This is a genomic window from Azospirillum sp. UENF 211521 (genome assembly GCF_058780535.1).
Genome location: NZ_JBSNCF010000002.1, coordinates 1,355,317 through 1,377,039, shown reverse-complemented (window position 1 = coordinate 1,377,039; position 21,723 = coordinate 1,355,317). Strand labels below are relative to the sequence as shown.

The window sequence follows — 21,723 nt, the reverse complement described above, 5'->3', positions numbered from 1 at the left end:
TTTATTGTAATCTTAACGATTATGGCAGGATTGGGGGGAGTCCGGCGATGAATGTATTTCGACAAATATTAATCTTCCTCGTGGTTAGCTTTTCGATAGCTACCCTGCCAGGTCAATCGTTTGCACAATCAAAGAGTATCGTTGGGGCAATCGGCGGCAGTTTTGATGTGACGTTGTCAGGGAGCTCCACTTATAGCATCCCGATTAGAATTGCGCCCGGAAGTGCAGGAACCGAGCCGAAATTAGCGTTAGTTTACGACTCTCAGGCTCCAGGGGGCAGTGTCGGCGCAGGCTGGTCTATCGCGGGACTTTCTGCAATAACGCGCGGTCCCAAATCTCTCTTCTTTGACGGTGTAGTTGACGGCGTCCGACTGCAAGAGTCGGACGCTCTTTTCCTTGATGGCCAACGTCTTGTACCAATAAACAGCAGTGGCACTGGAGTGGCGCGAAGGGTCGAATTTCGTAAGGAAGTCGATGATCAAAGTCAGATTGTTCAATTTGGCTCAGACTTCCCAAATTCAAGTTTTTTGGTCCGCACGAAGGGTGGTTTGACAATAGTTTTCAATGGAGCAGGAGGTAGCCGCATTCAATTTTCGAGTGGCCCGACTTTGCTTCATGCAGCCAGTTTTATCTTTGATACGGCCGGAAATTTCATCGAATTCAAGTATCATAATGATGGAGATGGCGACTACGATATCGCTGAGATCAATTATACGGGTCGAGGAACCGTCGATTTTGCGACGGGGCAAACCACGGTCGTTCATCCGGGATTTGCATCTGTCAGATTTACGTACACGATTTCAGCACGGGTTCTAGAGGCATTCGTAGCCGGCCACACCGTCAAGAAGAAGCGGCGGCTAGATTCCATCCATTCGGTTGTTGCAAAGGAACGCGGTAGTCTAGGCTCAGGACAGGAAACTGTTTCAACGTACAGGCTGGGATACGAAGATCGCGACGCAACCGCAAACCGGTTCGTGCTGACGAGTGTCACGCAGTTCGGCGAAAATGGAAGCCAACTTGCGCCGACCAAATTCACATACTCCGCGCCTACGTTCGGCTGGGAAGACAATAAGTACGGCCTCCCCGTCGGCATTGCCTTTGCTCAGCGGCGGCAACTGGCGGGCGCGTACCGCTTCACGCGATTTGCCGAGCAACCGAGTGTCTTTCCTGACCTCCTGGTGGCAGCGCAAGTAAACGGTCAGTTGGAGACCTTTGCCTACCGCAATCTTGGCAATGGCAGATGGGATTCCGTTGACGGCTACAAGCCTCCCTTCGCGTTTACGAACGGCGATGGCGCGGACCTTGGAGCTCTTCTGATTGACGTGAATGGAGATGGCCGAACCGACCTTATCCAGAGTAACAAGGCAAAGGATGGAACGTTACAGAGTTCGGCCTTCCTTGCAGACAAGGACAAATGGCTGGCTACTGATACCTATCGCGTTCCTTTCAACATCAGCGTAGACGGCCAACGCGTTGCGGCCATATTGACCGGTCGCCTGGGTGCCTCAAGGAAACTGGATCTGATTTATGAAGCAGAAGGCCAGTTGGGCTTTCTTGAGAACAACGGTGCAGGTTGGACCCCGCGGTCAGGTGCTTTTGTTCCTCCTGTCCCACTAAAGCACTTCGCAAAATTGATCGACGTCGATTGTGATGGAACCCCGGAACTCATCGGTATTGACCCTACAGCAGCCGGCGGGCCGAAGTGGCGCGTCTTTCGGTTCAGCGCAGCCGGCTGGGTCGAGGAAATTCGACCCCAATTCCTACCAGAGCAGCTCATTCCGGCCAGCATCAATCCTGATGCACTTCTTGAGGTAGCGCTCACCGGGCAAACTTGCGCGAGCTTGGTCGCATCAACCGGTGAAGGAACTAGCTTTCGGGCGGCGATCACGGCTTCGCCCACCGGGTGGAAGCCGGTAGGTGGGAAAGAGCCACCGTTTGACTTGGTCTCAGCTAACGGAAAACCGGTACCTGTGCGGGTCGTCCAGATAAATGGCCAAGCTGGCATCATCGCAAACCACGCCATCGCCAGCGGAACGGCAATCAAGTTCGCCTACACACAAACCCCAACCGGTTGGGACAAGGACGCTAGGTTCGATCCTCCGGCACTATCTACGTCGATAGCTGCAGAATTTGATCCAAATCCGTTTGTTGGCGATATCGATGGCGATCAGATCTCAGACATAATTCTGCCCGCCGCTTCGGATGTCGGAACTGAACGTGTCTACAAAGGGTCGACGTCGGGGTTCGCAGAAGTTCCAGATTACGTACCAAGGGTCGCCTTTGCGCGCGCAGACCAGCAAGACCGAGGCATCCGGCTTCTTGACTTGAACGGTGATGGTCTTCCCGACATTGTTTATTTCCGGCAAGGTCAGAGCGCAGACAAGGACGAGAAGGGTGCTTACATAAATACCGGCTCTGGTTGGCTGCCGGTCGCAGGGCTTGTTCCACCGAAACCATTTGCAGCGGATCACATTACGGGGAACCCGGTCCAATTTGTGGACGTGGACGGCGATGGCTTCATCGACATCCTCTACAGCTACGAGCGTGCGAATGGGACGAAAGAGCGGGGTTACTACCGAAACGTACCTTGCGATCCGAATAGCCCTGAGGACCAAAAGGTATGTGACCCGGGCAGGACTTGGGATCCTCGCATTGATCGGAAATGGGCGCTCCAAGAAAAAGCTCCCGGCGTGCCTTCAGATTTGACCCCTCCGGCGGATTTTCCGTTCGCAAAAGAGGGAGTTGGCGACCTTGGCGTGAGGATTGTTGATCTTAATGGGGATGGCCGCGCCGACATTTTTGTCGGATACCTGCCGAGTAAGGGATCGACCGGGGCAAATGAGCAGGTAGAGATCTGCAAGACGGAAAACGGCCAACAAGCATGTGAACTGAATAGGCACCTATTTCGGGTGGCTGCGTTTCTGAACGATGGCAGTTTATGGGCTCGTTCGCCAGGCTTTGATCCACCTCTCCCATTCGTGTCGCAGGAAGCCAATGCTGGTGGACGAACGCGGGATCTCTTCGTCCAGATCATCGACGTCGATGGCGACAGGCTTCCCGATATAGTAGCGGCGTTCAAACATCCCTACGACAATTCGAAGGATGTCTTGGAGGTATGGACCAACACAGGCAAGGGTTGGCGGCGCGATCCATCCATCGGGTTTCCGACTTTCGCCAACGGTTCGCGGCTATATCTCGATGAGCCCCTTCGCGACAGACGAGCGCTTGTGCAATGGGCGGATGTTAATGGTGATGGCCTTGCAGACATCATCTTTACGAAGCGGGCTGGTGGGACAAATGGATCCGCGACTTTTCTTTCGACTGGCCGTGGCTTTGTAGAAGTCCCGGCTTGGAAGCTCCAGACTGCGGTCATTGCAGATCGGGATGGCGATCCCAGCTTCCGGCTTCTGGATGTAAATGGCGATGGTTTGCTTGATGTTGTCTACTCAAGGAAAATAGCGGGTGGTCAAAAAGAGGCTGGAATTTTTGTCAACAACGGGTCGACGTGGGTAGAGGCAGAAAAGAGCCTTTCCGACATGATCCCCGCCTTCATCGATGAGAAAGGCGTTGATCAGGGGGTTCGCCTTTTCGATGTGGATGGCAACGGCCTGCTCGACGTACTTCAGTCGTTTACAACAGGCGGCGCTATTCCAGGAAGCGCAACTGTTCTTGTCAACACAGGTCGTCGCTCTGATGTGCTGACATCAATCAATAACGGGATGGGACTAACGACCACAGTCTGCTACCAGACACTTCTCGAGGTTCCCTTCGACCCGGACCCCAATAGCCCTTGCGACAAGAACAAGACGGCTCCTTGGAAGTCTGTCTATTCGCCTGGCGCGTTGGCACAGTACCCAATCATTTCGCCTGTGCCTGCAAGCTATGTCGTCCGCCGTGCGGTGGTCGATGAAGGCAACTCACGAAGCATCGCCTTTGCCTACCGATATGGCGAATTTCGCATGCACGGGCTGGCGATGAGATCGTTGGGATTCCGTTGGCGAGAGAGCTTCAATGAAGCCACGGAAAGCCGAATCCTGACCCGCACGGAATTGTTGCAGGACGTGAAGCTTCGCAACAGCCCCGTTCGCGAGGCCACCTGTTGGATCTCCGATCAGGGCCTGCAAATCCGAGCCACTGGAAACGATACGGCACGCACCTTCGACCCGTCTCCGCTGAACTGGTGCCCATCAACGCTGACCGCAGAGCTCGCGGGAGTTTACAAGCTCAGCGAGACAGAAACGTCCTGGCAATTGGCAGAGAAGACGGTTGGTGGTCAAAACGGTCTGCCCGCGCGTCTCCTTCGGCAGATCAATATCGCTTCGACTGCCTCGAAAACATACGAATTGGATGGAGGGATCGTCTCTTCGCAGGAAGACAGTTTCGAATACGACGCGCCTGCCGACCTCCTTGAGCGGCGCCAGAACGTGGTGGAGACCCTCAGCCTAAGAGGAGACGGCACCTCCATTCGAACGACGAACGTGTATAGACAGGACAATGTAGAGAAATGGTTCTTCGGCCGCCTGACACGCTCGGTCGTGGTCAAGGTCGGAGACGAGATCAAGCCCGGAGATACAACGCGGTATACGGAATCCAAAATCGCCGAATTTGGCTACGATGCCTCGACGGGGCTGTTGGCGTTCGAGCGGGCGAACGTTCAATCTCCTGACCAATCCGTCACGACGACCTACCGACGCGATGAATACGGCAACGTTGTATCGACCGAAGTAGCAGCTCCACGCCAGCCCGCGCGAACAACCCGGACCCAGTATGACGTTCTCGGTCGTTTTGCGATCGCCGAGACGAACGCACTGGGACACACGGTGCGCAAAGAGCCAAAGCTCACGACTGGCGCTCCGCTCTCCGTAACAGGGCCGAATGGGTTGACGACCAGCTATGAGTACGATGGCTTCGGACGTCTCTTGCGAGAGGTTTCGCCCACGGGTGTCTCTTCATCATCCGAATTGCTGTTGCCTGCAGACCTGAATGATGCGGATGCAGTCCATGGCCTGAATGTTGTCTATGTTGTGCGCGCGTGGACCGACAACTTGCCACCAACCACTCGGCTGATAGACGCCAAGGGACGGGTTCTGCGGACCGTCGCAGAGGGCCTAACGACCGATGCGAGTGCCAAGCGTCCGATCCAGCGAGACACAGAGTATGATCTGCTCGGGCGCCCGACAAGGACCAGCTTGCCCTATGAGCGAGGTTCCGCGCGCTACTGGGCACTCGTCGATCGCTACGACGCACTCGGGCGTGCGCTCAGGACCATAGCCCCTAACGGCGCGGTCACAGAGACCGCTTATGCATCGAGAGCAGGCGGTGGCTCGATGCTGATCATCACCGACCCACTTGGAAGGAAAACGACCACCACAACCAACATGCGTCTTCTGCCATTGCTGGTCAAAGATGCGATGGGTGGCATGGTGACATATGCCTACGACGCAGGCGATAGATTGCTGACGATGGTCGGCCCTACTGGCGCCACGACCCGCCACACCTACGATGGAGTTGGACAACGAGTCGAGTCTTCCGATCCAGACATGGGCCGCTGGCGGTATCAGTACGATCCATTTGGTAGGTTGGTGGAGCAAATCGACGCAAAGCAGCAGATCACAACGATAGAATATGACCTGCTCGGGCGCCCCTTACGGAAGTCGCAGAATGACGCCGCATCCTGGTGGGAATATGACACCGCCGCGAGAGGGATCGGAAAAATCGCCTCGGTAAGGGGATCTGACGGGTATCGCGAGGACTTCTTCTATGACGAGTTCGGACGGCAGAACCGCTGGGCTGTCGTTATAGGTAACGAGACCTTTGCGACATCAACTCAGTATGATCGTCTTGGTCGCGTGGCTCGACTTTACTATCCCAACGGGGTTTCGGTAGAAAACGTCTACGATAAGAAGGGGTACCTTCAATCCGTACGCAACGCCTATAGCGGCATCGAGTACTGGACAGCTATCGACGTCGATCAGTTCGGTCGGACCACGATTGATCTCCTTGGAAATGGGCTGAGCACAACGCGCACCTTCGACCCTCAAAGCGCCCGCCCGCAGACAATCTATGTCGGCCAAGAGAAGGAAGGGACAGTCCTTGACCTGTCCTTGAAGTACGATCTCGTCGGCAACCTCACAAGCCGAACAGAGAAGAAGGGAACGCGCCCGGGGCAGCCGATCAGCGAAGCGTTCACTTACGATGCTCTCGATCGGTTGACGGGGATGTCCAAGCCCAACGGTTCGGCTGAGCGTTACGCGTTTGATGCCGCGGGTCGCATAACCTTTAAGTCTGGTGTCGGGGACTACTCCTATGCCCCGCCGGTCACGATCGCGTTGGCAGGAGAGGACCCGAACGCCAAGCCGTTCCATGCGGTGCTCCAGACGAAGTCTGGCTCAACGAGGGACAGCTACGGCTATGACCTGAACGGGAACATGGTTCGCGGTCCGACGGGGACTTTTGAGTACACGGCCGACAACAAGATGAAACTGCTCTTCGCCGACCAAGCGAGGTGGGCACGCTTCGACTATGCGCCAAGCGGTGCGCGCTATCGCCAGTTTTCTCGTACGGGAATTCAGGCCGTCGAGACGCTGTATCTGGGCTCCTATGAGCGCGTAACCGAGTATGTCGGGCCGCTGACCGACGCGCGACGAGGAAAGCTGACACGGCACCGCATTTATCTCTCGAATGGCGACGGCGTGTTCGCGACCATCGAAACCAATGGCGAGTACTCCGACGTTCTGAGCCAGATAACTGGCAAGCGCGCCAATCAGTCCAAATCTGAGATTCCGCGTAGCCTGATCGAGACCGACAAAGTTTGGTATCTACACAAGGACCAGCTTGGCTCCGTGATCAAGATTACGGATGAGGCGGGGCGGGTAGCCGCCGCGTTCTGGTATGATCCCTGGGGCAAGCGAACAGCTTTCGTGCGTGATCCCAAGGGTACGCGTCCCGGCCAGCGACTTGATAACAGCTGGGATCGCGGCTTTACCGGCCACGAGCATATGGATGAGTTTTCTCTTATCAACATGAACGGTCGTATGTTCGGCGCAGCAACTGCAGTCTTCACCTCTCCTGATATATTGAACCAGTCGCTGTTAGATACACAGACAGGGAATGGATACCAATATGCGAGACGAAATCCCCTGAAATACATTGATCCTAGCGGGTTTGGGTTCCTTGATGATGTCGGTAATGCAATCGGCGGTGCCATACAAGGAATTGGCGAAGGGATTGGTGCGATTGGCCGAGGAGTGGGCCACTTCGTAAACGAAACTGGGAAATGGATCGAAGAAAATTGGCGAACAGTTGTAATCGTGGCAGTCGCGGTTGTTGTTACTGTTGCTACCGGCGGCGCTGGTGGAACTTTGGCTGCGGCCATATTGTCGGGAATGGCAGCAGGAGCGACGACCGGAGCGTTGAGTGCAGCTCTGTATGGTGGTGACATAAACGACATACTGAGTGGTGCGGTGCGAGGGGCTGTTATCGGCGGCATCTCTGCTGGAGCCTTCTACGGGGTTGGAAGCGCGTTTAGCGGACTGGAGGGATCAATTGGTTCGCCGGACTCGGCTGGCGCAATTTTCGGACATGGTGTTGTCGGAGGCGCTACAGAATCGGCGCAAGGTGGAAACTTCTGGCGAGGTTTTGCTTCTGGCGCGATAACTAAATATACAAGTTCGTTTAGGCTTGGAAGTACGTCTGCAGATGTTGTGCGCGCTGCTATCGTCGGGGGTAGTGTTTCCGCTATCTCCGGAGGGAAGTTTGTAAATGGTGCGATTATTGGTGCCTTCTCGTTTATGTTCAACGATAAAGCGCACGAGATCGCCGACGAATACCGTCAGAGCCGCTTCGAAAAATTCATCGCAGAATTGCCGATGATTCCCGACGATATTTCTAATGGAGTTCAAGGATTTGGTTCTGGAGCCAGCTTCGGTGTAACTGATTGGGTAAATAAGAAGCTTGGTGCAGCAGGCTACGTAGACGCAAATTCCGAGGCATATATGGCCGGAAAGTTGGGTGGTGGACTTGTTTCTGCGTTTTATCCAGCCGGAGCGGCACGCGGTCTCGCTTATTTGGGCAGTCTTGGTAAGGAGATTAAGGCGCTCCAGTTCATTAATCAAAACAGATACTTAAGGTTCGGATATACAAAGCTACGAGAAGGCCCTTTCACTTACGAAAGCACGTATCGTACAGGTGTGCCTGGACCGACGATGAGGATCGGAAACGGCCCTCCGTCATGGTGGAACCATTGGGATCTGCGTGTGCTAGGGAGATGACGAAGTCTATGACCTGATAATCCTCAAATGGCAGCAGGACCGTGCCGTGGAGTTGCTCTGGTGCATGGAGGCTGTGATTCAGCACTCAACCGGGGTTCATCCGCGCATTCATTCGGTGCTGAAGCGAAGAGGGTGCAGCTGTTGTCGCACATGTGAACCATGGGAGCTCACATGATGCAGCTGTTGGATCAAGTCCCATCGCCGATCCCGGTCGGTCTTTGGTACGCATCCGGTGAGTGACGCGGATGCGGATCGAAGCGTTCAGCGTCCCGTTCGGTGGTGTAAAGGCCGAATGAAGTTTCCTCAGAACGGTCGGTTGAAAAATCCCCAGATGGTTTGAAGGGCTATGGATTGGCTTCGGTGTCGGCGCTCCTTGCTTTTGGTGGCCGGCCTCGGCGCCGTGGAGCCAGCGGTGGGGCCGTGATCGGCCTGCTGCGGTTGTTGTCCGGCATCAGTTCGGCATGACGGCGCAGGCGGTAGCTGGCGCCTTCGATCTGCACCACCACGGCATGGTGCAGCAGGCGGTCCAGTAGGGCGGAAGCGACGACAGTGCCGCCGAAGACATCGCCCCATTCAGAAAAGCCGCGGTTGGAGGTCAGGATCATGGCGCCGCGTTCATAGCGGGCGTTGACGAGCTGGAAGAATAGGTTGCCGCCGCCGGGGATCACCGGCAGGTAGCCGATCTCGTCGACGATCAGCAGCTGTGGCCGACATAGGAAGCGCAGACGCTCCCGCAAGGTCCCCTCGCGCTCGGCCTTGGCCAGCGAGCTCACGATGTCGGCCAGTGTGGCGAAGTAGACCGAGCGGCCGGCCTTGACGGCCTCCACCCCCAGAGCGAGGGCCAGGTGCGTCTTGCCGCAGCCGGGCTGGCCAAGGAAATGGACCACCTCGTGCCGGTCGACGAAGTCGAGCTGCGCCAAGGTCATAATTCGATCGCGATCGAGCGAGGGCTGGAAGGAGAAGTCGAAGCCGGTGAGCGTCTTGATGGAGAGAAGCCGGCCCATCTTCAGGGCCGCCTTGATGCGGCGTCCCTCGCGCAACGTCAGTTCCTCGCCCAGCAGGGCGTCGATGGCCTCCAGGGCGGAGAGTTCGCCGCGTTCCAACCGGCGCAGGATGTGCTCCAGCGCTTCCAAGGCGCGCGGCATCTTCAGCCCAACCAGATATTGGCGAATGCGGTCGAGGGTGGCGGGGCCGGCTTCCAGCGACGTGGTGCTCATCACGGGCTCCCCGGCTGGTTGGCCAAGTGGCGGCCGATGGTGTCGTAGATGGCCAGCGAGCGGGGCGTGACGGTGCCGCCCTGCAGCGGAGGTGCCGGGGGCATGGCGACCTCCCTGGGCGTCTGGCTGTTGGGCGGTGGGGGCTGGGTCCGGTGTCCGGTGGCAATGCGCCGCCGGCCTCGTCCTTCCAGCGCCGGGTGGGATGCGACGGCTATGCCGTCCTCCAGAATGGTGACGGTGCCGGCGGTGACCTCCACCTCCACCGTCCGCCGGCGGGTGCAATCCGGCACGGAGTAGAGGTTGCCGCCGACCGACACCATGCCGTCGCGGGTGACGCGGCGCTCCAGGGCCAGGACGCTGTTGAAGGGGCCGGCCGGCAGCGGCTTGAGGTGGGGGCGCTCCTCGGCGAAATGCTCGGCGACGACGCGCTGGGTGGTGGCGTGCCGACGGCGGTTGGCGAGCTGATCCAGCCACTGGGTGAACTGGATGTTCAGGTCCTCGAGATTGCGGAAGCTGCGGGCCAGAAAGAAGTCCTCGCGCACATAGCGGAAGGGCCGTTCGACTTTGCCCTTGGTCTTGGCGCGGTACGGCTTGCAGGCCTTCGGCAGGAAACCGTAGTGGCTGGCCAGGGAGAGGAGCTTGGGGTTGTAGGCAATGCCTTGGGTCGGCTGATCGGGGTCTTCGATCTCGCCTAGCACGGCGGTTTTCATGCGGTCATAGAGGATCTGTTCCGGCACGCCGCCGAAGCTGTCGAAGGCGGCGATGTGGCAGCGGAGCACGGTTTGCAGGTCCTGGCGGGCCACAAAGCGGGCCCACATCATGCGGCTGTGGCCGAGCACCATGGAGAACAGCCAGACGATCCGTTCCACCTCGGGCTCGTCGGTGAAGGTCGTCTTGAAGAAGGCGAAATCGACCTGGGCCTGCTTGCCGGGCGGTGTCTCGAAGCGGCGCTCGAAGGACGGTGATGGGGTGGGACGGATGGCGCGAACCACGGCTTTCAGGATGGTGTAGCCGCCGGTGTAACCGCGCTCCTTGAGTTCCCGCAGCAGTCGCCGGGCGCTGAGATCGGGAAAGGCCTGCAGGCGTTCGCGCAGATAGGGCTCGAAGGGTGTGAGCAGCGTCGGCCGAGCCGGCCGAGGAGTGTAGGCGGGCGCCTCCAATCCGCGGGCGATGTATTTGCGGATGGTCTTGCGATCCAGGCCGGTGCGGCGTGCGATTGCTGACACCGACAGGCCCTCGCGGGCGAGATCGAGAATCATGACGAGTTCCCCAAGTCTGACCACCGGCCCTCTCCCTCCGCCTCGGAGGGTGATCATGGGCGACGAGTGGCCGCAGGGCTCCGGGGCGTACGCCCCGGAGCCCTGCCGTTGCGTTAGCCTGGGGAATTTTCAGTCGCCCTTTCCGGGGAGTATCCAATCGGCACTGACAGGTGGATTTGGATCAGTTCCTTGAGGTTCTCGACGCCATCCTCGGTCAGAGCATAGAACCACTGCTCGCCTGGGCCGAACACGGTCAGGCAACCGTCTTCTGGCTCCAGCTCGATGGCGATGTCGATCAGCCATTCGACGTCCTCGCCGAGGATCTCGGCGACGCGCTCCATGGTCACGAGGTTACGGGTTCTGGCCATGGTTCCTCAGATCGCCGTGGTCGTCTCGTGCAGCCGCTTCCATTCCCAGGGCAGCAACTCGTGCAACTTGGTCTGCGGCAGATCGTTGATGCGGGCCAGGACGTCGGCCAGCCACGCCTGGGGATCGATGTCGTTCATCTTGGCGCTCACGATCAAGCTGTACATGGCGGCAGCGCGCTGCCCGCCTCGATCCGAGCCGCAGAATAGCCATGCCCTTCTGCCCAGAGCGATACCGCGCAACGCTCGTTCGGCGGCATTGTTCGTCAGGCAGACCCGTCCGTCGTGCAGGAAGCGGGTGAAGCCTTCCCAGCGGGTCAGCATGTAGTCCATCGCCTTGGCCACCGGCGCGTGCTTCGACATCCCGGCCCGTACGGTCCGCATCCAACTCTCCAGTTCCTCGACCCGGGGTTTGGACAGCTCGGTGCGCACCGCCAGACGGTCGGCCGCCGAGCGCCCGAGGGCCTCGCGCTCAATGTCGAACAGCGGGTCGATGCGCCGCACCGCCTCCAGCGCCAGCGGGGAGATCGGCGGCGCTCCTTTGCCGCGCCGCTTGTTGGCGGCGATATCGGCCAGCTCGAAGAATTTCCGACGCGCGTGCGCCCAACACAGGGCCTCGGCCACCGGCTCCGGCCGGCGGCTCGCGTCGTGGAGGCGGTTGTAGCCGGCGTAGGCGTCGGCCTGCAGCACCCCGGTCCACCCGGCCAAGTGTGCTTCGGGATGTCCGCCGCCACGGTCCCGGGAGTAGCGGAACAGCGCCGCCGGCGCCGCCACACCCGCGAAGGGGCGATCGTCGCGCACATAGACCCAGATGCGGCCGGTGTCGGTCTTGCCCTTGGCCAGCACCGGCACGGTCGTGTCGTCTCCGTGCAGCCGCTCCGCCGCCAGCACATGCGCTTCGAGCCGGTCGAGCAGCGGTTTCAACACTCCGCAGGCCGCCCCCACATGGTCGGCCGCGGTGGACAGGCTGATCGCCATGCCCTCCTTGGCAAAGCGTTCGCACTGGCGGTTCAGCGGCTGGTGCTGGCCGAACTTCTCGAACAGCAGCGTGGCCAGCAGGTTCGGCCCCGCCCAGCCGCGCGGCGTGGTGTGGAACGGGGCCGGCGGCTGGCTGATCGTCTCGCAGTCCCGGCAGGAGAATTTCTCACGCACCGTCTGGATGATCGTCCACCGCGCGGGGATTCGCTCGGCCGTCTCGGTGACGCTTTCGCCCAGCTTGCACAGCCGGGTCGAGCCGCAGCATGGGCACACCGCCGGCGTCGGGATCACGACGCGCTCGCGCGGCAGGTGCGCCGGGAACGGCTTGCGCGATGGCGCCTTGCGGGTGATGCGGGCCGCGCCGGTCGCCTCGGCCACCTGCTCCGCCGCCAGATCGTCCTCGCCGACGCTGGCCTCCGCCTCCTCCAACTGGAATTCCAGTTGCTCGAGCAATCGGGAGGTCCGTTCGGAGCGCCGGCCGTAGAGGTCGCGCTGGAGCTTCTCGATCTGGAGCTTCAGGTTGGCGATCAGCGCCTGGTCGCCGGACCGTTCGGCCCGCGCCTGGGCGGCGTCCGCCTCAGCCAACGCAGCCCGGCCACGCGCTTCGATCAGCGCGGCGCGCAGGGCGTCGATGGTGTCGGGCAGGGCGTCCATGGAGCCGGATTGTACCGTGAACCCCGGACCAATCCTCGCTCTTCCTGCCGGAGAGCGGCGGGTTGATTCACTGTGCCGCAGCTTATCCGGCCGAGCGCGGTCTCCAAGTCTGCTGCGGATTGCGCCAGTCGATGGCGTCGAGCAGATACGCGAGCTGGGAGGCGGAAATGGCCACGGCTCCGCTGGCCGGGCTCGGCCAGATGAAACGGCCCCGCTCAAGCCTCTTGGCGTAAAGCGACATGCCGAGCCCATCATGCCACAGGCACTTCACCAGGTCGCCGCGACGCCCACGGAAAACGTATAAATCGCCGGCATGGGGATCGCGGCCAAGACCCTCCTGGACCTTCAGCGCCAGCGAGTTCATCCCGCAGCGCATGTCGGTGACCCCGCCAGCCAGCCAGACCCGAACGCCCGAGGGCACCGGGATCATGCCGAGCGTCCCGACAGCGCGGCGATCACCGTGCCGACCAGGGCCGGATCGACCGGGCCGTTGATGCGCAAGCGCGCCGTCGCGAACTCGACCTCGATGAGACCGGCTGGTGGGGCTACGGGCGCCGCTGTCGGCTCCGTCACCTCCTCCGGTGCCGGAGCGTCGGTGGCGACGTTGATCGGCAGGAAGGCGGGCAGCCGGGGCTGCTGACCGAAGAACTGGCGGCGCCAGCGGTACAGCAGGCTGACGTCCACGCCCAGGCGCCGGGCGACTTCGGTCGCCTTGACGCCCGGCTGGAACGCCTCTTCGACCAGCCGCAGCTTCTCCTCGTCGCTGAACTGCCGTCGCCGCTCCAGGCCCGTGATCACCTCGACGCGTTGGATAGTCATAGGGAGTGCCATAGGGATAGCCATAGGGACAGGCCCCATGATTCAGCTTCCCCGCTCGGTCACAAGGCGGCGCTCGGCGGAGGGGTACCACGCAGGTACAGCCAGACGCGCTCGACCGGGTTCAACTCCGGACTGTAGGGCGGCAGCGGCACCAGCGTGATGGTGTCAGGCACGACCAGCGTCCGCGATCCATGCCAGCCGGCCTGGTCGAGCACGAGCACCGCCTGGACGTCCGGTTCCAGGCTTCGGGAGAAGCCGTCCAGGAACAGGCTCATGGCGGTGGTGGAGACGGTCGGCATGACCAGCGCGAAGTCGGCGCCGCTGGCCGGGCAGACGGCGGCGTAGAGGTAGGCCGAGGTGAAGCGCTTGTCGCACAGCCCGGCCGGACGCTGCCCGCGCTCCCACCAGCGGTGCGTGGTGCGGCCCTTCTGGCCGATGCGCGCTTCGTCCTGGAACCAGAGTTGGAGGCGCCGCTCCGGATGCGCGGCGGCCGCGGCCTTCAGCGCTTCGCGCAGCCCCTTTTTTGGAAGGCGGCCTGGGCCTTGGCGTCGGACTGCGGATGGCGGGGCCGCGTCTTCTGCTTCGACAGGTTCAGCCGACGCACGATGCGCGACAGACTGGCCGGATGCAGCGTCTTGGCGAAGCGGTCGGCGATCACCTCGCACAGGATCGGCAGGGTCCATTCCACGCAGCCATGCCGCTTGGGATCGGGACCGGCCAGGATGATGGCCTTGAGCGTCGCCTGCTCGCCTTCGGTCAGCCATTCCGGACGGCCGGGCAGCGGACGATCATAGAGTCCGGCGACGCCTTCGGCGTTGTAGCGCACCACCGCATCGCGCAGGGCTTGGCGGTCCATGCCGGCCAGCCGCGCCGCTTCCGCCCGGCTCACCCCGTCGAGCGCATGGGCGATGGCGAACATGCGTGCCGCCACCCGCCCTTTGTTCTCCCGCCGCGCCAAAGCACGCAATTCGCTGGCGCTCAGGTCTTCCCGGATCGGCAACGCCGCTGGCATTCGCTCCTCCCCATCGCGATGGGGAATCGAATCACGGGTTGCCGGCCTTGGGAATCCCTCTCAGTGAGTCAGCGGCTCCGCTCGCCGGTATAAGTCTACGCTATCGCCGGCATCCAGCGCGCCGAGACTCTCCCATGCTATGGCCTTTAATCGTCCTTGCCCATGACGTGCGTGCAATAGCTGCACAGCCCCTCATCGAAGCCAGCGAGCGCATCCTCAATTGGGATACCGCTGGAACAGCGCATACACTCGGCTTCATAGTCGAAGGTTTCTCCGCACACTGCGCAGGCGTCCTCGAAATCAATATATGTATGCTGCCCGCACGCGGGGCAGTCGTAGACTGGCCCGGATTCACCCGCGTCCTTGAAGCGGTCATATGCCTCATTGGAGAGAGCACGATCGACCGCGTCAGCGATCGCGTCATCCCAGTCGGGTTCGGCGCCGCAGCTTCGGCAGACAAGCGCGAGCGCCTCCTGATCTGTATTGGCACTGTCACGCTGCTCGATCAGATCGGAACCGCATTCCTGGCAGTGCAGGTGCTTCTCCCCGACCGTCGCCGAGACCCAATCGACCCCGGCAAACGTGGCACGGCATCGTGCGAGTTCTGCCTCGTAGAGCGCACGCACCTCGAGCATGATCGGCCAAGCGTCGCCGAGCACTTCGGCTGGATGCTCGCCGACTTGCTGAAACATCGCGACCGTGATCGGGAAGGCACGAGCAATGGCCTCGCGAACCGCATGGGCAGGCTGATCGGTATAACGATGCTCGATGTGGTTTCGGAGACCGTTCAATTCCTGAAGCCTGTTGATGTCGATCGGGATTTTGAAATCCTTAAAGCGCTTGCTGAGCGTGTTGAAATCAACCGTCTGGTAGCCCTCGATCACATGATCCACCCCGCCTTTACCGTCAGGTACAGGGGCATATTTGGCACCGATAACCTCATTAGGATCGGCAAGGGGCGCTGCACGGATAAGCACCTCCTTTCCGAGCAGCAGCACGCCCGCGTAGAAATTGCGCACGGCCGACAATGCGCGGGCCGGCGTATCCAACGCGTAGTCCTCAATTCCCATTTTGATGGAATCCACGGCATTGGCGAAAATGCCGCTCGTATTGCTTTCGCGCATTCCGCCCCCTGCTCATCGGCTCGCCACTCATATAGGCACCGCACGGCGGTAGAGGGAGATGCGCAAGATCAGAACGGCTGCGCGCCGATCCAACTTCCGCTTCTGGCGCAAAGCGAACGATCCCGCCGCCCAGGAAGGGGCGACATCCGCCGATAGGAGTGTGGTGAAAGGGGACACCAAGTTCGAGACCATCGACCCTGGGTGGACTAGGCGGAGCGGCCCGAACACGCTATGTTGCGATCGTTGTGATGCGCGAGCCATGGTCATGCAGCGTCGACGGAGCAAGGAGCCCTCGGCCTTCCGCTAGGTAGCTACCTAGCGGAGAAAGGTCATGTTCAGAATTCGCCGTGCCCCGGTTCCCGGCACTGGCAAGCCGCGTCTTGGACGTCTCGTCGGTCAGATGCTGCGCAATCCGCAAACGCTCGCAGAGTTGCGCCGGACCGCAGCAGCCAAGGTGGATGAAAGCGATGTAGCTATCTCCGGACGATTGCGCCGACCACCGACAGCGTGGGATGACCAATGGCGCTCCGATCTCGGGCACCGGAGCTGGAAGCGATGCCGCCGATACCAGTGGAGGGGTTGATGAGCAAGGACACCGAACGCGCCTCTCCGCCGCTGCACATCCATTTCGGCGACCAGATGCTTGACGACGCCGCTCGCGACATCATCGATGTCGTGAAACGAGTGGAGCGTGGCGAACCCGTGCCGCCGCAGCGCCACCTTTCCTTCGAGGGATGGGACACGCTCGCGCATGCGCTCCGCGTCGCCGGCTTGAGCGGACAGACCAGTGCGACTGTCATCGCTGCCCTCAAAGGCATAGCCGGAGAGGATGAAATCCCTTGCGAGGCGCCGGACGGCAGCGCTTCACCACCCCCTTGGGACCGCTCGGCTTTGGCGAATCTGCGCCGGAAGTGGCTGCACTATCATGCTCTCGGTAAACGGACCATCGCGGGACAACGCGTTGCCGACGACCTTGCGCCGATCGTGTCGGCGTTCGAGGTGGCCTGCGACGAAGTCGATCAGCTTCGCCAGCGCGTCGAGCAGGCCGAAGCTGACATCGCTCGGCTCCGTGGGTGTCTGTGGCGCACGTCGCGGGATGGCTCTGGCGCCGGAACCGGTGAGATCGACCGCGACGACAGCTACAAGGGCTACGCAGCGGATATCCAGATCGACCCGGTGACCAGTACGCTGCATGCGGTCGCGTCGGGAATCTCTGACGTGGTGCACGCCGAGGGGCGCACGGCCGCGGACCTGTGGCAAGCGTTCCGCGACGGCGTGGACGAGTATCTGGCCGCCTGTGCGGAGAAGGGTCGTGAACCCCAGAAGCCGCAGTACCGCTACACCCTGGAGGAGTTGTGGGCGGGCATCAGGCCGGATAGCAGGCCCGACTTGGTTGATTGGAGGGCGGATGTTGGGCGGGGGCCTCCGGTCATGTCCAACAACGGCCAGCAGGAGCAAGGCTGGGTTCGCCAGCTTACCGACCTGGACATGATAGGAATCGCCGACGCGCTGACACGCGGCACAGGCGCTGACTGCCCGGCACCGGAGATCGAGGTGCTGGCGCTTGCTCCAGCTCTGAGCCAGGGCTGTGGCATTGACGAACATATTGCGGCTATTCGCCACCGGGCGCGTGTGCTGGTTGTGGCCGGGTCGGAAATCGGCTGGACGATCGTGCCGCCGGAGGAGTTGGATGCGGCGGTCACGCAGTTGGAACAGGCGCTGGTGCTCTACCGTCAAATGAAGGAGCATCTGGCATGAGCACAATGCGATGGATACGACTGTCTCCTACGGCTGAATGGGAGCCCGGCCGCGATTTGGGGGACGGCCGGTACGAGATCCTTGGGCATCCGCGGGGAATGCGCCCGGTGGAGGTCGGCCCGCCGCTCGACGCCCCCACAGATCGGGCCGCGGCGGAGCCTGATCGCTGGACAGAATTTTTCGCCTCTCCCGGCATCGCGTTCCCGGTTCGCGACCAGCCCACGCCGTCGAGTGAGCGTGGCAGTCTTCTCGATATGTTGGCACAGGTGGAAGGTGTGAACGAAGGTCCCGAAGACCCGGACCTGTTCGCTGTTCGCGGTGATGACCGAGACGCGCTGCTGCGCGAGCTTCAGCGCCTCCGGCAGGACTGCGCCGAGGCCTATCAGGTGGTTGGCACGCTCGGCGCCGCCGTCGGCCTGCTCGATTCCGTTCCGCTCGCCAAGGCGCTCGATAACCTGTCAGCGGCCAGCCAAGGGGACGCCCGTCCGCATGCGGACCTACTGCCGTTCATTCTGTCCTGCAGCGACAAGGAGTAGCCGAAGCCTTCCCTTATGAAGAGGTCTGCCCAACATGTTTGCGTCAGTCCGGATGATCGGCGGTCTGGAGAGGTGTGGTGAAAGGGGGCGCCAAGTTCGAGACCATCGATCCTGGGTGGACTACACTGTGCCGCACTCCATGTACCCGACCCGTGCCTCAAACGCGATAGCCTGATCGCCGCCACCGTGTTTGTTCATCGGTTGATCGTGGTCACGCGCGACGTGCGCGACTTTGAGCCGATGGGCATCAAGTTGCTCAGTCCGTGGAGTGTTGGGAAGCAGAGACGCTTGTCCGCCACAGGGAGGGGAGTCAAGGAGAAGTAGCTGGATAAGTGAGCGGCGCCGACAGGCGTAGGGCCAAGCTCAAGCTCGGTTAGGAGCAAACAATTTTGTCTATGTGCAGACTTTCTTGTCAATGTGCAAACATTTTTGTCCGACTACAGATGCCTGTTTATGTCACAGGAATCCACGCCGTTAGTAAAATCTTTACCAAGATTCTTATTTTTCCGTTAAGCGGGGCACCTCAACCTTTGGGCTAAGACGTTGGTCTAGAGTTCCATGAGGTCCGAGATGGCTGCCGAAACTACCGAACTGATGGACGTCACCTTCACGGTGAACGCCTGGGGCGCACCCGCAGGCGGAAAGTGGCCGCATTTCGTGCTGCGGCTGGATGGGGTTGAGATCGGGCAGGCGACCGTCGCGTCGGCGTCGCTGGGCCGTTACACCTTCAACGCCCGCGTTCCGGCCGACAAGGCCCACAAGCTTCAGCTTCAGTACGACAACGACGGCTCCGTGAACGGGGAGGACCGCAACCTCTTCGTCAAATCGTTCGAGGTGAACGGGAAACCGATCCTCAGCATCGACCCGCTGGTGACCTACGACACCGGCGACATCGACGGAAAGAACGTCATCGCCGGGCAGACCGAGATGTACTGGCGCGGCGCGCTGAACGTCGATCTGCCCAAGACCCTGTTCGCCAGCGCGCAGGAGCCCGAGCCGGAGGCGCCGGCCACCATGACGACCGAGATCGTCGTGAAGGCCTGGGGCGCCGCCGCCAACGGCACGCCGCCGCATTTCAAGCTGCTGGTGGACGACAAGGTGGTCGGCGACGCCTGGGTCAGCGCGACCAGCCCGACCGGCTACACCTTCAAGGTCGATGTGGACCCCCACGAGGCCCACAAGATCCAGATCCATTACGACAACGACGCCACCGTCAACGGCCAGGACCGCAACCTGTTCGTCCAGGGCATCACCATCGACGGGCAGGAGATCAAATCGACCTCCCCGATGGCCTCCTACGACAAGGGGCCGGTGGACGGCAAGTTCGTGGTCGCCGGCCAGGAAGGGCTGTTCTGGGGCGGCGCGCTCACCTTCGGCGTGCCGGAGGAGTATTTCGACGGCCCCTACGTTCCGCCGCCGCCGCCCCCGCCGCCGGCCAAGTTGACGCCGACGGACATCGTCGTCAACGCCTGGGGCCAGTCGGCCGGTGGGGTGCCGCCGCACTTCAAGCTGCTGGTCGACGGCAAGGTGATCGGCGAGGGCCGCGCCACCTCCAGCGACCCGCAGCCCTTCCGCTTCACCGTCGATCTGGACGCCAAGGAAGCCCACAAGATCCAGATCCACTACGACAACGATTCCGTGGTCAACGGCCAGGACCGCAACCTGTTCGTCAAGTCGGTGTCGATCAACGGCCACACCGTCGCGGCGACCGACCCCATCGTCACCTATGACAAGGGCGCGGTGGATGGAAAGGACGTGGTGAAGGGGCAGGAAGGGCTCTTCTGGGGCGGTGCCCTGAACGTGGACGCCCCGGCGTCGCTGTTCCAGCCGCCGGCTGCCCCGCCCCCGGCGGCGCCGACCGGCCCGGCCTTCTACGTCGCGGCCAACGGCAAGGACAGCTGGTCGGGCAAGCTGTCCGCGCCGAACGCCGACGGCACCGACGGTCCCTTCGCCTCGCTGGAGCGCGCCCGCGATGCCATGCGCGACAGCGACGTCGACACCACCTATGTGCGCGAGGGCACCTACCGCCTGACCAAGACGCTGGAGCTGACCGGCGCCGACAACGGCCACAGCTTCCGCAACTATCCCGGCGAGACGCCGGTGCTGAACGGGGCGGAGAAGGTCACCAACTTCGTCAGCGAGGGCAAGGGGATCTACTCCGCGAAGCTGTCGCAGGCCACCGACCTCGACCTGACCATCGGCGGGGTGCGCCAGACCCTGGCCAGCAAGGGCATCGTCGACGCCGACAACCCCACCACCACCGGCTGGTACTTCGCCGACGCGGCCAACGGTGGCCCCAGCGGCTGGTCGGTGCGCTACCACACCGGCGACATGTCGTCGGGCGACATCATCCCCGGTATGAAAATCCAGCTGATGGACGCCGAGCGGCTGTCCGACACGCTGACCGAGATCGCCGGCGTCAACGACGCCACCCGCACCATCACGCTGAAGAACGGCACCTCGCTGCCCTTCGCCGAGGGGACGACCTACAAGCTGCTGAACAACCCGTCCTTCGTCGATCAGGCGGGCGAGTTCGCGTGGCGCGCCTCGGACAAGGCGCTGGTGTTCAAGCCGGAAAACCCGGCCACCCTGGCGCAGGACGGCGTCGAGGTGGCGCGGCTGGGCACGCTGATCCGCCTGACCGGCAGCAGCGACGTGACCATCGAGGGGCTGGGCTTCACCAACACCACCACCTGGGGCTACGCGGTGGAGCTGAAGGGGGCGTCGGGCAACAGCATCGGCAACAACAGCTTCCTCAACGTCGGCACGGCGATCAAGCTGACGGCCGCCTCCTCCAACAACCTGGTGGGCGGCAACACGCTGGACCATCTGGCGGTCAACGGCATCGAGCTGGACGGGCGCAGCAACGGCAACACCATATACGCCAACGACATCGCCCACGTCGGCGAGGTGCGCAAGGGTGTGGCCGGGATCATCGGCACCGGTGTCGACAACAACCTGATCGCCCACAACGACGTGGACTCCAGCGCGCGCTACGGCATCTCGCTGAAGAACTGGGACTCCACCAACATCAACCGCAACAACGTCATCGAGTACAACCGCGTCACCAACACCAACCTGGAGACGGCGGACGGCGGCGGCATCGAGGTGCTGGGGCGGTCGAGCGTCGACACCGGCACGATCATCCGCGGCAACTGGGTGGAGCATGTCGGCGGGCTGGCGACCAGCAACACCGACCAGTGGCTGACCAACCACAAGGGCTTCGGGATCTATCTGGACGACATGGCCGGCGGCGTCACGGTGACGGGCAACTTCCTGAAGGACACCGGGCTGGCCGGGGTGCACATCCACGGCGGCGACAACAACCTCGTCACCAACAACTTCTCGATCATCGCCAGCAACGTGGAGGAGTTCATCCGCGTCGGCTGGGCGCCCAAGCACGGCGATCCGGGCCTGCCGCGCAACAACACCATCACCGGCAACCTCATCAGCGGGACGCTGCCGCTGGACGATTACATGGAACTGCTGACGGCCGGGAACCCGGTGATCGACCGCAACCTCGTCTACAACGTGCCGCGCTACGGCGACAACGACGTGACGGGCAAGCCGCTGTTCAACAACCCCTATTGGGGCGACTACTCGCTGCAGCCGAACTCCCCGGCGCTGGCCATGGGCATTCATGACCTGGACTGGGCGATGATCGGCCACAGCGGCTACACGGCGTCGGACAGCATGCCGCATTTCTGGGACGCCTGATCCCCGTCCTGACC

The 21,723-nt window shown here is 61.6% G+C and carries 13 protein-coding genes; 4 read left to right on the top strand and 9 right to left on the bottom strand.

Annotation, left to right across the window (positions count from 1 at the left end; genetic code table 11):
- Positions 1–47 precede the first annotated feature (47 nt).
- Positions 48–8,270 (top strand): FG-GAP-like repeat-containing protein, encoded by an 8,223-nt coding sequence (locus ACWPN5_RS23025; protein ID WP_492297562.1) that lies wholly within the window; start codon positions 48–50, stop codon positions 8,268–8,270.
- Positions 8,271–8,614: 344 nt separating this feature from the next.
- On the opposite strand, the gene istB is transcribed toward ACWPN5_RS23025, so the two are convergent.
- From istB to ACWPN5_RS22980, 9 genes are all read right to left on the bottom strand, one after another.
- A complete protein-coding gene (gene istB, locus ACWPN5_RS23020; protein WP_492296731.1) occupies positions 8,615–9,487 on the bottom strand; it encodes an IS21-like element ISAzs30 family helper ATPase IstB in 873 nt (290 codons plus the stop codon).
- Positions 9,487–10,770, bottom strand: a complete 1,284-nt coding sequence (gene istA, locus ACWPN5_RS23015) for an IS21-like element ISAzs30 family transposase (RefSeq protein ID WP_492296729.1) — start codon at positions 10,768–10,770, stop codon at positions 9,487–9,489. The genes istB and istA overlap by 1 nt, the downstream gene beginning before the upstream one ends.
- Before the next feature lie 89 nt (positions 10,771–10,859).
- Complete coding sequence (locus ACWPN5_RS23010) at positions 10,860–11,114, bottom strand: hypothetical protein (protein WP_492297560.1); 255 nt, start codon at positions 11,112–11,114, stop codon at positions 10,860–10,862.
- Positions 11,115–11,120: 6 nt separating this feature from the next.
- Entirely contained in the window at positions 11,121–12,743 is a 1,623-nt protein-coding gene (tnpC, locus tag ACWPN5_RS23005) for an IS66 family transposase (protein WP_492297558.1), read from the bottom strand.
- Between the two features lie 82 nt (positions 12,744–12,825).
- Positions 12,826–13,173, bottom strand: a complete 348-nt coding sequence (tnpB, locus tag ACWPN5_RS23000; RefSeq protein ID WP_149168379.1) for an IS66 family insertion sequence element accessory protein TnpB — start codon at positions 13,171–13,173, stop codon at positions 12,826–12,828.
- On the bottom strand, positions 13,170–13,562 hold the full coding sequence (gene tnpA, locus ACWPN5_RS22995; protein ID WP_492297555.1) for an IS66-like element accessory protein TnpA: 393 nt from the start codon (positions 13,560–13,562) through the stop codon (positions 13,170–13,172). Before tnpA ends, tnpB begins: the two co-directional genes overlap by 4 nt.
- 59 nt (positions 13,563–13,621) lie before the next feature.
- A complete protein-coding gene (locus tag ACWPN5_RS22990; protein WP_492298020.1) occupies positions 13,622–14,065 on the bottom strand; it encodes an IS630 family transposase in 444 nt (147 codons plus the stop codon).
- Complete coding sequence (locus ACWPN5_RS22985; RefSeq protein ID WP_492297553.1) at positions 14,062–14,574, bottom strand: winged helix-turn-helix domain-containing protein; 513 nt, start codon at positions 14,572–14,574, stop codon at positions 14,062–14,064. The genes ACWPN5_RS22990 and ACWPN5_RS22985 overlap by 4 nt, the downstream gene beginning before the upstream one ends.
- Positions 14,575–14,720: 146 nt before the next feature.
- On the bottom strand, positions 14,721–15,698 hold the full coding sequence (locus tag ACWPN5_RS22980) for a hypothetical protein (RefSeq protein ID WP_492297551.1): 978 nt from the start codon (positions 15,696–15,698) through the stop codon (positions 14,721–14,723).
- A 582-nt stretch (positions 15,699–16,280) separates the two neighbouring features.
- Here ACWPN5_RS22980 and ACWPN5_RS22975 point away from each other — a divergent pair.
- The 3 genes from ACWPN5_RS22975 to ACWPN5_RS22965 all read left to right on the top strand — a co-directional run bounded on the left by ACWPN5_RS22975 (position 16,281) and on the right by ACWPN5_RS22965 (position 21,709).
- Positions 16,281–17,456 (top strand): hypothetical protein, encoded by a 1,176-nt coding sequence (locus ACWPN5_RS22975; protein WP_492297550.1) that lies wholly within the window; start codon positions 16,281–16,283, stop codon positions 17,454–17,456.
- Positions 17,453–17,992 carry a hypothetical protein gene (locus tag ACWPN5_RS22970; RefSeq protein WP_492297548.1) on the top strand — a complete coding sequence of 180 codons (540 nt, stop codon included), beginning with the start codon at positions 17,453–17,455 and terminating at the stop codon, positions 17,990–17,992. The genes ACWPN5_RS22975 and ACWPN5_RS22970 overlap by 4 nt, the downstream gene beginning before the upstream one ends.
- A 570-nt stretch (positions 17,993–18,562) precedes the next feature.
- Positions 18,563–21,709 carry a carbohydrate-binding domain-containing protein gene (locus ACWPN5_RS22965; protein WP_492297546.1) on the top strand — a complete coding sequence of 1,049 codons (3,147 nt, stop codon included), beginning with the start codon at positions 18,563–18,565 and terminating at the stop codon, positions 21,707–21,709.
- Positions 21,710–21,723: the final 14 nt, after the last annotated feature.